12 protein-coding genes are annotated in these 14,488 nt (G+C 65.1%); 8 read left to right on the top strand and 4 right to left on the bottom strand.

Annotated features, from left to right (window positions below; translation table 11 throughout):
- Nucleotides 1–104: 104 nt before the first annotated feature.
- Complete coding sequence (locus tag XH80_RS09875) at nt 105–1,232, bottom strand: threonine synthase (RefSeq protein WP_271598444.1); 1,128 nt, start codon at nt 1,230–1,232, stop codon at nt 105–107.
- A gap of 302 nt (nt 1,233–1,534) precedes the next feature.
- Here XH80_RS09875 and XH80_RS09870 point away from each other — a divergent pair, with 302 nt between their 5' ends.
- From XH80_RS09870 to upp, 3 genes are read left to right on the top strand one after another with little or no spacing between them, the layout of a single operon-like run.
- Nucleotides 1,535–2,791 carry a GTP cyclohydrolase II gene (locus tag XH80_RS09870; protein WP_271598428.1) on the top strand — a complete coding sequence of 419 codons (1,257 nt, stop codon included), beginning with the start codon at nt 1,535–1,537 and terminating at the stop codon, nt 2,789–2,791.
- Between the two features lie 7 nt (nt 2,792–2,798).
- Complete coding sequence (locus XH80_RS09865) at nt 2,799–4,037, top strand: URC4/urg3 family protein (protein ID WP_271598427.1); 1,239 nt, start codon at nt 2,799–2,801, stop codon at nt 4,035–4,037.
- A 53-nt stretch (nt 4,038–4,090) separates the two neighbouring features.
- Nucleotides 4,091–4,720: a uracil phosphoribosyltransferase gene (gene upp, locus XH80_RS09860; RefSeq protein ID WP_057744709.1), complete on the top strand. Its 630-nt coding sequence runs from the start codon at nt 4,091–4,093 to the stop codon at nt 4,718–4,720.
- Between the two features lie 8 nt (nt 4,721–4,728).
- Here the strand turns inward: upp and XH80_RS09855 are convergent, their stop codons facing one another.
- Nucleotides 4,729–5,862 carry a M48 family metallopeptidase gene (locus XH80_RS09855; RefSeq protein ID WP_271598426.1) on the bottom strand — a complete coding sequence of 378 codons (1,134 nt, stop codon included), beginning with the start codon at nt 5,860–5,862 and terminating at the stop codon, nt 4,729–4,731.
- A 3-nt stretch (nt 5,863–5,865) separates the two neighbouring features.
- Nucleotides 5,866–7,014 (bottom strand): YjgN family protein, encoded by a 1,149-nt coding sequence (locus XH80_RS09850; protein WP_271598443.1) that lies wholly within the window; start codon nt 7,012–7,014, stop codon nt 5,866–5,868.
- 295 nt (nt 7,015–7,309) lie between these two features.
- On the opposite strand from XH80_RS09850, the gene XH80_RS09845 reads away from it, so the two are divergent.
- Nucleotides 7,310–8,575, top strand: coding sequence for a cytochrome P450 (locus XH80_RS09845; RefSeq protein WP_220006198.1), 1,266 nt, complete (start codon nt 7,310–7,312; stop codon nt 8,573–8,575).
- Between the two features lie 68 nt (nt 8,576–8,643).
- Nucleotides 8,644–9,918 (top strand): cytochrome P450, encoded by a 1,275-nt coding sequence (locus tag XH80_RS09840; protein WP_271598425.1) that lies wholly within the window; start codon nt 8,644–8,646, stop codon nt 9,916–9,918.
- 289 nt (nt 9,919–10,207) lie between these two features.
- Here XH80_RS09840 and XH80_RS09835 read toward each other — a convergent pair whose 3' ends face one another.
- Nucleotides 10,208–11,128, bottom strand: coding sequence for a LysR substrate-binding domain-containing protein (locus XH80_RS09835; protein WP_271598424.1), 921 nt, complete (start codon nt 11,126–11,128; stop codon nt 10,208–10,210).
- 125 nt (nt 11,129–11,253) lie between these two features.
- Between XH80_RS09835 and XH80_RS09830 the strand changes: the two genes are divergently transcribed.
- The 3 genes from XH80_RS09830 to XH80_RS09820 are packed head-to-tail and all read left to right on the top strand — an operon-like array spanning nt 11,254 to nt 14,397.
- Entirely contained in the window at nt 11,254–12,423 is a 1,170-nt protein-coding gene (locus XH80_RS09830; protein WP_271598423.1) for an acyl-CoA dehydrogenase family protein, read from the top strand.
- 9 nt (nt 12,424–12,432) lie between these two features.
- On the top strand, nt 12,433–13,530 hold the full coding sequence (locus tag XH80_RS09825; protein ID WP_271598422.1) for a CaiB/BaiF CoA transferase family protein: 1,098 nt from the start codon (nt 12,433–12,435) through the stop codon (nt 13,528–13,530).
- A gap of 15 nt (nt 13,531–13,545) precedes the next feature.
- On the top strand, nt 13,546–14,397 hold the full coding sequence (locus tag XH80_RS09820; RefSeq protein ID WP_271598421.1) for an FAS1-like dehydratase domain-containing protein: 852 nt from the start codon (nt 13,546–13,548) through the stop codon (nt 14,395–14,397).
- Nucleotides 14,398–14,488 lie beyond the last annotated feature (91 nt).

Below are 14,488 nucleotides of genomic sequence, written 5' to 3'. Positions count from 1 at the left end.
CGCCGGGAGCCTCGAAGGATGTACGGCCGAGATGCAGCCGGGCCGTCGCCCTTCGAGGCTCGCCGAAGAGGCGAGCACCTCAGGGTGACGGTGAGGAATTGGCCCTACCCCACCAAATCGGCCACCGTGGTCGCGGCCTTCAGCCCGGTGCCGGTGAGGATCGCGACGGTGGTCTCGTTCGGCTTGATGAGGCCGGCAGCAGACAGTTTCTCCAGCGCCGCCGCCGCGCTGGCGCTGGTGGGCTCGGCGAACAGGCCCTGCCGCGAAAGGCGGCGCAGGGCGGCGACGATCTCGTCCTCGGAGAGCGCCACCGTGCCGCCGCCGCTCTCGCGCAAGGCGCCTATGATCTCGCGCAGGCGCAGCGGATGCTTGATCGCGGTGCCTTCGGCGATGGTCTTGCTCACCTCGCGCGCGACAGGCGTGTCGACGCCGGCCTTGAAGCTGGCGTCGATCGGCGAGCAGTTGAGCGGCTGTGCCGCGAACAGGCGCGGCAGCTTTGCAATCTGCCCCGCCTTCAAGAGCTCGCGGAAGCCGAAGGCGCAGCCGAGCAGGCTCGAGCCGGCGCCGACCGGGACGATGACATTGTCGGGCGCGCGAAAGCCGAGATCTTCCCAGATCTCATAGGCGAGCGATTTGGTGCCCTCGAGAAAGAACGGCTGCCAGTTATGGCTGGCGTAAAAGGTCTGGCGCGATTGCCTGATGGCTTCGGCCTCCGATTCCTCGCGCGGACCTTCGACGAGCTGCACTTCGGCGCCATAGGCGCGCACCTGCGCGATTTTTGCGGGAGAGGTCGAGGCCGGCGCCAAAATCTTCACGCGGATGCCGCCGGCGGCGCCAAGGCCTGCCATCGACGAGCCGCCATTGCCGGAGGAATCCTCCAGAATGGCGTTGACGCCGATCTGCCGGAGAAACGACAGCATCACCGCGGAGCCGCGGTCCTTGAAGCTGCCGGTCGGATTGAACCATTCGAGCTTGAAGAACGGCCGTAGATCGCCCCAATCCTGCGCTACCAGTGGCGTGCAGCCGGTGCCGAGCGAAATCGGATCCTTGATCTCGACCGGCAGCGCCGCGCGGTAGCGCCACAGCGAGCGCGTGCCGCGATCGATGTCGTCGCGCGAGATTCCCGACCCCGGCGTCACCAGCAGCGGTGTGCGCTCGTCGGAGCACCAGCGCGGCTCATGCAGGGAATAGAGCTTTCCATTGCGGGGATCGATGTAGCTGGCGGTGGACATGTTGGTTGAAGGCATTGGCGCACTCCGGGGGCAATCCGCCCGGTATGTCCGAATACGCAGGCATTATCCAGTCGCCCGACGCGCCTCTTCAAAAATTTGAACAATTACATAGATATAGGGCACATTCCGCCGCCTTCGCCGATCCGGGCCGGCCGGCGCGGCGGGCCGCCCCGCACGATTAACTTGTCTGTCGCCAAGGGCCGTTACAATATGGTGGATTGCGTCGCCGGGCTCCGCTCCGGCAACGCTGATAAGCCAGGCCCGTCCGAGCGGCGGGCCGTTGGCTTTTTGGGAGTTTGGCCATGAGCCGCGCGAACCGTACTGAGCATATCCGCCTCACCTCTCATCCGGAGCCGGGCAAGAAAGCCGCCTACCCGATTCATTGGGGCGCCGCCGACGCGCGCGCCCGCGGGCCGATCATCGGCACGGTGTCGCGCGCCGGGGATCGCAACGTGATCGGCAGCCATGGCGGCTCCTATGCGATGTACCGCGCGCTCGCGGTCTCCGCCGGCGCGCTCGATCCGATCCGGCGCCCCGATCTCACCAACACCTTCCCTGCGGCAACGATCGGCCCGTTCGAGCAATGGTGCGATCCCGCCAAGATCGTCGCGCTCGATCCCTGGGGGCATCTGGTCGCCGAGAATTTCGGCAAGGAGATCGCCGAGGGCGTCGATATCAGGCCGAGCATCGCGGTGACGCGGGCGCGGCTCGATCTGCCCGAGATCCGCGAGGCGCTGGCGGCCAAGCGCCTGCGCGCCGATGGCGAGGTCGTGCATGCCAATGGCAGCGTCTCGGTGGTGAAGATCGCGATCGATCCGGTCTGGTACCTGCCCGGCCTTGCCGAGCGCTTCAAGACCAACGAGACCGAGCTGCGCCGCACGCTGTTCGAACAGACCGCCGGCATGTTCCCCGAGCTGGTGACGCGCCCCGACCTGAAAGTGTTCTTGCCGCCGATCGGCGGCACCACGGTCTACATGTTCGGCGATGTGACCAAGCTGCCGGACCATCGCACCAAGATCACCTGCCGCGTGCACGATGAGTGCAACGGCTCCGACGTGTTCGGCTCCGACATCTGCACCTGCCGGCCGTATTTGATCCACGGCATCGAGGAATCCGCGCGCGGCGCGCAGGAGGGCGGGCTCGGGCTCGTCGTCTACAACCGCAAGGAAGGCCGCGCGCTTGGCGAAGTGACAAAGTTCCTGGTCTACAATGCACGCAAGCGCCAGGAAGACGGCGATGCGGCTGCCGCCTATTTCGAGCGCACCGAATGCGTCGCGGGTGTCCAGGACGCGCGCTTCCAGCAGCTGATGCCGGATACGATCCATTGGCTGGGCCTGAAGCGCATCGACCGCTTCCTGTCGATGAGCGACATGAAATACGACGCGCTGACCTCGCAGGGCATCGACATCGTCGAGCGCGTGCCGATCCCGCCGGAGCTGATCCCGGCCGACGCCTATGTCGAGATCGCCGCGAAGAAGGCGGCCGGCTATTACTCCACCGACATCGCGCCGGAGAAGGACGTGGGTGGCGTGGTCGGGCGCTCGCTGGAAAAATACTGATCTGGTAATGGCGGACGATTCAGAACAAGAGGCACGCGCGCTGCTGACCGCGAAGGCGGTTCGCGCGCGTGCCGAGCGGATGCTCGAGATCGGCCTGAAGGGCGGGCTCACGCATTTCACCATCGATCTCGATCGCATGGATGGCGTTGCGGAGGCCGTGCTCGCGGTGACGCGAAAAGCCTATCCGACGCTCGACATTCCCTTCCACGCGCGCTGGCGGCATTTTGTGTTCGGCGGCGTCGACCGCTGGGCGCAATTGGCCGATGCTGCCTCGTGGCCCGATCGCACGGCACGGGCGCGCGCGGAGTTCGACCTCGCCATCGTCAGCGTGCTGCTCGACGCCGGCGCGGGTGCGACATGGCGCTATCGTGACGCGGTGACGGGACAAGGCATCGGCCGCTCCGAGGGACTGGCGCTCGCGAGCCTCGACATGTTTGCCGGCGGGCTGTTTTCGCGCGATGCGCGCACCCCGTTCAGGGTCGATGCCGATGTGCTTGCAAAGCTGCCGCTTTCAGCTTTGACGTCGGCCTTCCAGGCAAGCGATGCCAATCCGCTGCTTGGCCTGGAGGGACGCACCGATCTGCTGCAGCGACTGGGCCGGCTGGTGTCTGCACGCGCCGACATTTTCGGCATGCAGGACACGCCGCGGCCGGGCGGCCTGTTCGACCACATCGCAGCACAAGCCACTGATGGCGCCATCCCCGCGCCCGTGATCCTGTCCGCGGTGCTGAACCAGCTCGGACCAATCTGGCCGTCGCGGCTCGAGCTTGCCGGCGTCCCGCTCGGCGATTGCTGGCGCCATCCCGCGATCAAGACTGATGATGCGACCGCCGGCCTCGTGCCGCTGCACAAGCTGTCGCAATGGCTGAGCTATTCGCTGATCGAGCCGCTGCAGCGCGCCGGCTTCGACGTCACCGACATCGACGGCCTCACCGGCCTGGCCGAATACCGCAACGGCGGACTGTTCGTCGATCACGGGGTGCTGCGCCTGCGCGATGTCACCGAGGCCGATCGCGCGCATGGGGTGGATTCGCTTGTTGTCGTCGAGTGGCGCGCGCTGACGGTGGCGCTGCTGGATCGTGTTGCCGATCTTGTTCGCGCCAAGCTCGGCCGTACGCCGCAGTCGCTGCCGCTCGCCAGCATCCTGGAAGGCGGCACCTGGGCCGCGGGCCGCGCCATTGCCTTTGCGCGCCGCCCCGACGGCTCGCCGCCGCTCAAGGTGATCAGCGACGGTACTGTTTTCTAACCCGCCATTGTTGCCTGCCGCACTGACTTGATGAATTTCAGGAGCATCCGATCATGGAAGGCGTCACGATCGTCGATCATCCGCTGGTGCAGCACAAGCTGACCCTGGTGCGGGACAAATCGATCTCGACAAAGTCGTTCCGCGAGCTGATCAAGGAGATCGGCATGCTGCTCTGCTACGAGGTGACGCGCGACCTGCCGCTCACCGATACCGTGATCGAGACGCCGCTGGCGACGATGCATTCGGCCAAGATCGCCGGCAAGAAGCTGGTATTCGTGCCGATGCTGCGCGCCGGCACCACCTTCGTCGACGGCATGATGGATCTGGTGCCGACCGCGCGCGTCGCCCATATCGGGCTCTATCGCGAACCCGAGAGCTTTGCCGCGGTCGAATACTTCTTCAAATCGCCGTCCGATCTCAGCGAGCGCCTCGCCATCGTGGTGACGCCTGTGGTCGCGACCGCCAACACGGCGGTGGCCGCGGTGGACCGGCTGAAGGAGCGCGGCGCCAAGGACATTCGCCTCGCCTGCCTGATCGCCGCGCCGGAAGGGTTAGAGCGCCTGCGCGGCCTGCATCCCGACGTGCATATCTGGACCGCGGCGGTGGATGAAGGCCTCGACGAGAACGGTTTTATCCTGCCGGGCCTCGGCGATGCCGGCGACCGCGCCTACGGGACGCGGTAGTCGCGAAGCTAAATCTTCCCGCTGCCGCAGATGCCCTTCAGCGCCTGCCATTCCTTGTCCGTCAGCAGCGGCGGGCCGCTGGCGGGACGGTCTTCCCTGGTCATGCGGGCAAGGCGGTCCTCGGTGAGCGGATGGCTCGCCAGGATATTCGCAAGGCCCGAGCCGCCCTCCTTGCCGGTGATGCGGAACATCAGCTCGGCCGCGGGCTTCGGCGAGCGGCCGAGCTTGTGCATGAGCTCGATCGCGAACGTATCGGCGCCGGTCTCGGCCTCGCGCGAATAGGAGGCTTCGACCACGCTGCGCGAGGCGAAGATCACGGCGGAGGAGCCGGTGACATCGCCGAACAACAGGCCGATCAGGAACGAGGTGCCGCCGTTGTAGATCAGGCCGCGCATGTTGTCGTGATGCTTGAGATGGCCGAGCTCATGGGCGAGGATGCCGGCGAGCTCGTCGGGAGTTTCGGCCTTGTCGAGCAAGGCACTCAGCACGTAGACCTTGCCGCCCGGCAGCGCGAACGCATTCGGCACCGAGGTTCGCAGCACACCTGCCGTCATGGCATCGTCGTCGAGGCCGGCGGCATCGCGCAGGCGGTTGACGAGCTTGCGGAACGCCGCCTGACCGGCTGCGTCGCCGCAAGCCTCGCCGCGAAAGATCGTTTTCACCTGCACCTCGGAGGCATCGCCGATGCGCCGCTCGATCGGTTTCGGCACCAGCGGCGCGAGGCGGTCCGCGGCCAGCGGCACGCCGAACAGCACGACGCAGACGATGGACACGGCGGCGGCAACCGACCAGCCCACGATTTTTGCAACACCGCGCGCGGTGGTCTGGTGCTCGTCGATGCGAGGGCAGCGTGCGATGAGATCGGCACCGAGCGCCGCGTCGCGAATCTCGAGCCGCGCCAGCGGCGGCGCAGATGTCGAGGTCAGGCGCAGAATGCCGGCCGGACTGTCGGCGCGGCGGATCTCGTCATAGGCCCAGCGCGTGACGGCCGGGCCCGCCTGGACGTCGCCGGGCTCGGCGATCTCGAGCGCGTCACCGAGCGTCAGCACGACCTGGCGCCGGCGGCTCGACAAGCCGTCGAAGAAGATCGCCTTCTGTCCAGGCCTGGACTCGGCGCCGGGCTCAGCGGTCACATCGCTCACGATCTAGAATCCCGCGACATCGAGACCATCGGCAAAACCCTCGCCGAGCGCGCTGGCGAGCTCGCCGCTGGCGCGGACGTCGGCCACGGCTCCGATATCATGCACCTCGACGGTCTCCAGCACCATGGCCCAGAGATCGCGCTGGAGATAGACCCGCATGATGATGTTCATGGCGAGCGCGAGCGCGAAATAACCGATCAACATGATCACCAGCATCGGAATGCTCTTGGCGGCATGGCCGGGTCCGAACAACTGCTCGGCCGGCACGCCGGTCAGCTTGACGGTGAGCACGGTGGCTGCGCCGAGATAGGCGCCGAACAGGGTCGAGAGCAGCACCCACCAGCCGACCATCTTCCAGTAGAGGCCGTAGAAGGCGTTGTGCGGCAGGTCAGAGGACACGCTGACACCGCCGATGCGGATGCCGTTCAGCCACCAGCGCCATTCGCGGGCCTTGAACTCGGCATAGAGGAACGGCGCAAGCGGAAAGATCACCACCGCGACCGGACTGAGCAACCAGATCCACCAGCCGCGCTTGAAGAACTCCCAGCCGCTGCCTTCGAAGTCGCCTTGCAGATCGCCGAAATGGGTATGTTGCATCTTGTAGCGCTCCAGCGACGCCTCGCGCCATGGCAGCGCCAGGCCGAGCGTCAGGAACACCAGGACGCCCCACAGCATCGCGCGGAACGAATAGGCCCAGCCGGAGCCGTCCATCCAGAAGCGCACGCCGCGCCAGACCGTGCGCGTCAGCCGGTAACGACGCGCGCGAAAGATCGCGAACTGGCCGAAGGCGTAGAAGGAGATGAACAGCGGCGTCGAGGCAAAGCCCTGCCAGCGCTCGAACTCGATGCCGACGAGGAAATAGGCGAGATAGATCGGCATCAGGATCGCGAGCGCGAACAGGAAGCCGACCAGCAGCTCCTTGGCGCGGCCGGTGTATTCGGCAGCGTCGCCGTCGATGGACGTGTTCGACCACAAATGGCGGCGGATGTCGGTGACGAGCCAGAACCGGTAGAAGCCGAAGGTCACGAGCTCCAGCATGGCACCCTTGGTCACCATCTTGCGGAACTCGGTGCGATTGCCGGTGAAATCGACCCGTGTGGGCGGCAACGGCGGCGGGACCGGTTCGGAAGGGCCGATGGGGGCCCATTGCATGTCGTTCACGGCGGCAACCTCGGGATGCGGATCGTTTGCGCTCAATCTATAGATCAGAGATTAGTCGATCCCCAACATGGGCGGGTTCGATTTACCCCGGTTTCGAGCGAGTTCTGACAGGATTTCATGACGACCCGCGTGCGGCATGTCACGTTCGTCGATGTGGCAAAACCGGATGGCACCTCTTGCGGCAAAACTGTCCCTTGCTCCGACGCACGTAACGCGTTGTAATTGTGGTTCAAATACCGCAGAGCAGAATTCACAAAAATCGCGGTCGACGTCAGGGAGAACGGTCATGCACGGGACCATGGAAAGCGCGGCAAAGCTCGACGCATTGCGCGAGCGCGCGTCATCGCTTCCGCTGGAGCAATTCGATCCCGGTGACCCCGAGCTGTTCAGGACCGATACGTTCTGGCCCTATTTCGACCGGCTGCGCCGCGAAGATCCCGTGCACTATTGCAAGGACTCCATGTTCGGACCGTACTGGTCGGTGACGCGCTACAACGACATCATGGAGATCGAGACCAATCATGCGGTGTTCTCCTCGGCGTCCGCGCTGGGCGGCATCACCATCCGCGACATCGATCCCGACCTGCGGCGCGAAAGCTTCATCTCGATGGACCCCCCGCGCCACGCCGCGCAGCGCAAGACAGTGGCGCCGATGTTCACGCCGACGCATCTGGACAATCTCGCGATCAACATCCGCCAGCGCTCGGCCGAGTGCCTGGACAATCTGCCTGTGGGCGAAGTGTTCGACTGGGTCGACCAGGTCTCGATCGAGCTGACCACCCAGATGCTCGCCGTCCTGTTCGATTTTCCCTGGGAGGACCGCCGCAAGCTGACGCGCTGGTCCGACATCGCCACCACGATCCCCGGTCCTGACGGACTGGTCGCGACCGAGGACGAACGGCAGGTCGAGCTGACGGAATGCGCGCAGTATTTCGCGCGGCTGTGGAAAGAGCGCATCGAGCAGCCGCCGAAGAGCGACCTGCTGTCGATGATGGCGCACAGCGACGCGACGCGCCATATGGACGCGAAGAACTTCCTCGGCAATCTCATCCTCTTGATCGTCGGCGGCAACGACACCACGCGAAACACCATGTCGGGCTCGCTTCTCGCGCTGAGCCAGCATCCGGAGCAATACCGCAAGCTGCGCGAAAACCCTGATCTGCTCGACAGCTTCGTGCCCGAGGTGATCCGCTGGCAGACGCCGCTCGCGCATATGCGCCGCACCGCGCTCACCGATTTCGAGTTCCGCGGCAAGCAGATCAAGAAAGGCGACAAGGTCGTGATGTGGTACGTCTCGGGCAACCGTGACGAAGAGGTGATCGAGAAGCCCTACGACTTCATCATCGACCGCGCCCGCCCGCGCACGCATCTGTCCTTCGGCTTCGGCATCCACCGCTGCGTCGGCCTGCGGCTTGCCGAGCTCCAGCTCAAGATTATCTGGGAGGAGATCCTGAAGCGGTTCGACCATATCGACGTGGTCGGCGAGCCGAAGCGGGTGTATTCGAGCTTCGTGAAGGGTTTGGAAACGCTGCCGGTCAAGATTGCGGCGTGAACGAAGAAGTCTCCCTTTCCCCGTTCCTACGGGGAGAGGCGAAGAAGGAACCAACCTGGAGCACCACAATGAACATCCAAGCGCCGGTTAAAGTGGACAAAGCCGAACGCATGCGGCGCGCGCGTGAGGAGGCCTATACGACGCCGCTTTCGCAATTCCACCCCGGTGCTCCCAGGCTGTTCCAGGACGACACGCTGTGGCCGTGGTTCGAGCGGCTGCGCAAGGAAGAGCCGGTGCATTACTGCACCAACGCGCCGATCGAGCCGTACTGGTCGGTGGTGAAATACAACGACATCATGCATGTCGACACCAATCACGGCATCTTCTCCTCGGACTCGACGCTCGGCGGCATCGCGATCCGCGACGTGCCTGAGGGCTACGACTATCCGAGCTTCATCGCGATGGACCAGCCGAAGCACTCGGCGCAGCGCAAGACCGTGTCGCCGATGTTCACCCCTCAGCATCTGGACGAGCTGGCCAAGCTGATCCGCCAGCGTTCGCAGACCGTGCTGGACAATCTGCCGCGCAACGAGACCTTCAATTTCGTCGAGCGCGTCTCGATCGAGCTGACGACGCAGATGCTGGCGACCCTGTTCGACTTCCCCTGGGAGGAACGGCGCAAGCTGACGCGCTGGTCCGACGTCTCGACCGCGCTGCCCAAGAGCGGCATCGTCGCCTCGGCCGAGGAGCGCCGCCGCGAGATGGACGAGTGCTACGCCTACATGTCCAAGCTGTGGAACGAGCGCGTCAATTCCGAGCCGCGCAACGATTTGCTGTCGCTGATGGCGCACAACCCGGCGACACGCTACATGGACCCCGACAATCTGATGGGCAACATCATCCTGCTCATCGTCGGCGGCAACGACACCACGCGCAATACCATGACGGGCTCGGTGCTGGCGCTGAACGAGAATCCCGAGCAATACGACAAGCTGCGCGCCAACCCCGCGCTGATCGACACCATGGTGCCCGAGGTGATCCGCTGGCAGACGCCGCTGGCACATATGCGCCGCACGGCGCTGCAGGACACCGAGATCGGCGGCAAGCAGATCAAGAAGGGCGACCGCGTCGTGATGTGGTACGTCTCGGGCAACCGCGACGAGGAGATGATCGAGCGGCCGAACGATTTCATCATCGACCGCGCCCGACCGCGCACCCATCTCTCCTTCGGGTTCGGCATCCACCGCTGCGTCGGCATGCGGCTCGCCGAGCTGCAGCTGCGCATCGTCTGGGAAGAGATGCTGAAGCGGTTCGACCGCATCGAGGTGGTCGGCGAGCCCAAGCGGATCTATTCCAGCTTCATCAAGGGATATGAGACGCTGCCGGTGAGGATTCCGGGGTAGCAGCAACGCCGCGATCGCATTGGAGCAAACCTGCCTCCCCAGTCTCAGCTGTCATGCCCCGCGCAGGCGGGGCATCCAGTACGCCGCAGCCTCTCGATTCTAGCCGCGCGGCTTCTGGAATACTGGATTGCCCGCCTTCGCGGGCAATGACACCGAGGGTGAGGCGAAGGCGCATCGTCCCTGATACTCGGTCGACGCCAAGCCCCCAGCTATAAAATTCCGGCATGACAGCTCGCACAACATGCGATGGGCCGGCCGCAGGCTTGTGTCCTAAGCATTCACCGCAGGGTCAACTCAGCTTGATGTCCCACACGCCGTCCTTGCGGCAGGCGGCGACCTCGTCGCGCAGGAGTGCGGTGATGGCGAGGGACGCCGTGGAGGCCGGGCGCTCGATCGGAGAGGCGAAAATGAGCTCGCGTGTCATCGGCTTGGAGACGCCGGCGGTTTCCAGCCGCCCGTCGGCGACCTCGGCATGGACCGACGAGGGCGGCAGCAGCGCGAAGCCGAGGCCCTCCGCGACGAGGCTCGTCAGCACGCGGAACGAATCCGCCTCGAGCTGGACATTGAGCTTGATCTTGCGCTGCGCGGCGGCGTGCTCGATCAGCGCGCGGAGGCCGTGGGAGTGACTGGGCAGCACGAGGCGCTGCCGCAGCACCCAGCCGATATCGACGCTCTTCTTGCGCGCAAGGCCGCAGCCGCGCGGGCCGACCGCGACGATGTTGTCGCGTCCCAGGCTCTGCACGTTGAGATGCAGATCGGCGGAGCGGCCGTACAGGATGGCGAGATCCATCTCGCCGCGATGCAGCCATTCGACCAGATGGCCGCTGTAGCTCTCGACGATGCGCAGCGAGATGCCGGGAAACGTCTCGACGCAGCGCCGCGCAAAGCGCGCCGACAGCACGCAACTCACGGTCGGAACCAGCCCGAGCACGACCTGTCCCGAGGGCGGGCCCTTGGCCGACTGGATGTCGTCGCGGATCTGGTCGATCTGCCGCACGATGCCGGAGGTGCGCGCCAGCAGAAGCCGGCCGGCCTCGGTCAGCACCATGCCGCGGCCGTTGCGGGTGAACAGTTCCGCGCGCAGCTCGTGCTCCAGGAGCTTGATTTGCCTCGACAGCGCCGGCTGCGCCACGCGCAACGTGTCGGAGGCCTTGGAGAGGCTGCCGAGCTCCGCCACGCAACTGAAGGTCCTGAGCTGCCGGAAATCCATACTTGCCAATCCTGGAAGGCTGCTCCATACGCTATAGCAAATGAGCATAGGGGGCTGGCGATGTTTTCACAACGCCAGAGGATCGGCCGGCGTTATCTTGACTGCCGCACCAAACAGGAAACGCCATGAGCGAACAACACCACAGCGAAGATTACGCCGACATCCGCGAAGCCGTCGGAAAGCTCTGCGCGCAGTTTCCCGGCGAATACTGGCGCAAGCTCGATCGCGAGATGGCCTACCCGAAGGCCTTCGTCGACGCGCTGACCGAGGCCGGCTATCTCTCGGTGCTGATCCCGGAAGAGTATGGCGGTGCCGGCCTGAAGCTGTCCGCGGCTGCGGCGATCCTCGAAGAGATCCAGCGCGCGGGCTGCAACGGCGGCGGCTGTCATGCCCAGATGTACACGATGGGCACCGTGCTCCGGCACGGCAATGCCGAGCAGAAGGCAAAATACCTGCCGAAGATCGCCAGCGGCGAACTGCGCCTGCAGGCTTTCGGCGTCACCGAGCCGACCAGCGGCACCGACACCTCGTCGCTGAAGACCTTCGCGCGCAAGGAAGGCAACGACAGCTACATCGTCAACGGCCAGAAGATCTGGACCAGCCGCGCCGAGCACTCCGACCTGATGGTGCTGCTGGCGCGCACCACGCCGAAGGAGCAGGTCAAGAAGCGCACCGATGGTCTGTCCGTGTTCATCGTCGACATGCGCGAGGCCAAGAACAACGGCCTCGAGATCCGCCCGATCCGCACCATGATGAATCACGCCACCACCGAGGTGTTCTTTACCGACATGAAGGTGCCGGCGGAGAATCTGATCGGCGAGGAAGGCAAGGGCTTTCGCTACATCCTCTCCGGCATGAATGCCGAGCGCATCCTGATCGCCGCCGAATGCGTCGGCGACGCCAAGTGGTTCATCGCCAAGGCGACTGCTTACGCCAAGGAGCGCGCGGTGTTCGGCCGGCCGATCGGGCAGAACCAGGGCATCCAGTTTCCGATCGCCAAGGCCTACGCCTCGATGCGCGCGGCCGAACTGATGGTGAAGGACGCGACGCGCAAATACGAGGCAGGGCTCGACTGTGGCGCGGAGGCCAACATGGCAAAAATGCTGGCGGCGGATGCGTCCTGGGAAGCGGCGAATGCCTGCATCCAGACCCATGGCGGTTTTGGCTTTGCCGAGGAATATGACGTCGAGCGCAAATTCCGCGAGACGCGGCTCTATCAGGTCGCGCCGATCTCGACCAACCTCGTGCTGTCCTATGTCGCCGAGCATGTGCTCGGCATGCCCCGCTCCTACTGAGGTCGCACCATGGGAGCATTGGACGGGATCAGGGTGATTGCGGTCGAGCAGGCGGTGGCGGCGCCGTTCTGTTCGTCGCGCCTTGCGGATGCGGGCGCGGAAGTGATCAAGATCGAACGGCCGGAGGGCGATTTCGCCCGCGGCTACGATGCGGCGGCCAAGGGCCAGAGCAGCTATTTCGTCTGGCTCAACCGCGGCAAGCAATCGGTCGTGGTCGATCTTGCCACCAAGGAGGGCCGCACTGAACTGGAAAAGCTGATCGCCAGCGCCGACGTGCTGGTGCAGAACCTCAAGCCAGGCTCGATGGACAAGCTCGGCTTCTCGCGCGAGCGGCTGCTGAAGGACTATCCGAAGCTGATCTCGTGCACCATCACCGGCTATGGCGACGAGGGCCCCTACGCCCATCGCAAGGCCTATGACCTCCTGATCCAGGCCGAGAGCGGCCTTGCCTCGATCACCGGCAATCCTGATGGCGCTTCACGCGTCGGCATGTCGATCGTCGATGTCGCGACCGGCGCCACGGCGCACGCCGCGATCCTGGAGGCACTGATCGCGCGCGGGCGCACGGGCAAGGGCTGCGACATTCGCATCTCCATGTTCGACGTAATGGCGGACTGGTGCACCGTGCCGCTGCTCAATGCCGAGGCCGGCAATCCGCCGAAGCGCATGGGGCTGCGTCATCCCTCGATCGCGCCTTATGGCGTGTTCACGTCGAAGGACGGCAAGGACATTTTGATCTCGATCCAGAGCGAGCGCGAGTGGAAGACGCTCTGCGCCGAGGTGCTGGATCAGCCTGATCTCCCTGCGGATCCCCGCGTCGCCAACATGGTGGAGCGCGTGCGCAACCGCGATTTCACCGACGCAAAAGTTGCGGAGATTTTCGGCAGGATGACGCGCGACGAGTTGTTGAAGCGATTGTCGGACGCCGACATCGCCTTCGCCGAGGTCAACACCATGGCCGACCTCACCAACCACCCGCATCTGCGCCGCATCGAGGTGGAGACGCCGAACGGCCGCGTCAGCTATCCCGCGCCGGCGCCTGTTATCGTCGGCGAGACGCGCTACTATGGCCCGGTGCCCGCGATCGGTGAAAATCCCAGGAAGTAACAAGAGCGAGGCATCATGACCGAGAAGCTCGACATCGATCACCTCAGGCAATGGATCGGACGCAGCTCCGAGGCCACAGACATCGTCACCGCGCAGCTCGTCAAAGGGCTGCGCGCGACGCTGTTCCAGGAGATCGGCGAGCCAAAGGCGGGGGATGCGGCGCCGTTCACGGTGCATTGGTGCCTGGCGCAGCCGGTCTTTCCAATGTCGATGCTCGGGCCCGACGGCCACCCGACCCGCGGTGGCTTTCTGCCCCCGGTGCCGTTGCCGCGCCGGATGTGGGCCGGCGGCGAGATCGAGTTCCTGCAACCGCTGCGCGTCGGCGATGAATCGACCCGGACCTCACGCATTGCCGACGTGCAGGTGAAGACAGGATCGACCGGCACGCTCTGCTTCGTCTCGGTCGAGCATATCGTCACGTCCCCGCGCGGCATTGCCATTCGCGAGCGGCAGGACATCGTCTATCGCGAGGTGACGGGCAGCGCGCCGACGGCTGCGAAGGCGCCGCCTCCGCCGCCGAAGGCGCAGCATCGGAAGACGCACGTTTCCGATCCCGTGTTGCTGTTTCGCTATTCGGCGCTGACCTTCAACGGCCATCGCATCCATTACGACCGCGACTACGTCACCAAGGTCGAGGGCTATCCGGGCCTGATCTTCCACGGACCGTTGCAGGCGGCGCTGATCATCGAGATGGCGGCGAAACTTCGAGGCGGCACGGCGCCGAAGAAATTCACCTATCGCGGCGTGCAGCCGCTGTTCGAGGGCAGCGAATTCTCGATCAACGCCAACGAGACCGAGGCGGGCATGGAGTTGTGGACGGCGAATGCGGAGGGACAGCCGACGATGAAGGGGACGGCGGTGTGGTAACGCTCCGTCATTCCGGGACGGTCCGCAGGACCGGACCTCAGGTGCGCAATTGCGCACCGGGGAATCTCGAGATTCCGGGTTCGATGCTTTG

Origin of the sequence: Bradyrhizobium sp. CCBAU 45384 (assembly GCF_028128665.1) — a bacterium.
Lineage (GTDB): Bacteria > Pseudomonadota > Alphaproteobacteria > Rhizobiales > Xanthobacteraceae > Bradyrhizobium > Bradyrhizobium manausense.
Note: the sequence above shows the minus strand (reverse complement) of the source record. Positions and strands in the feature narration are given on the sequence as shown.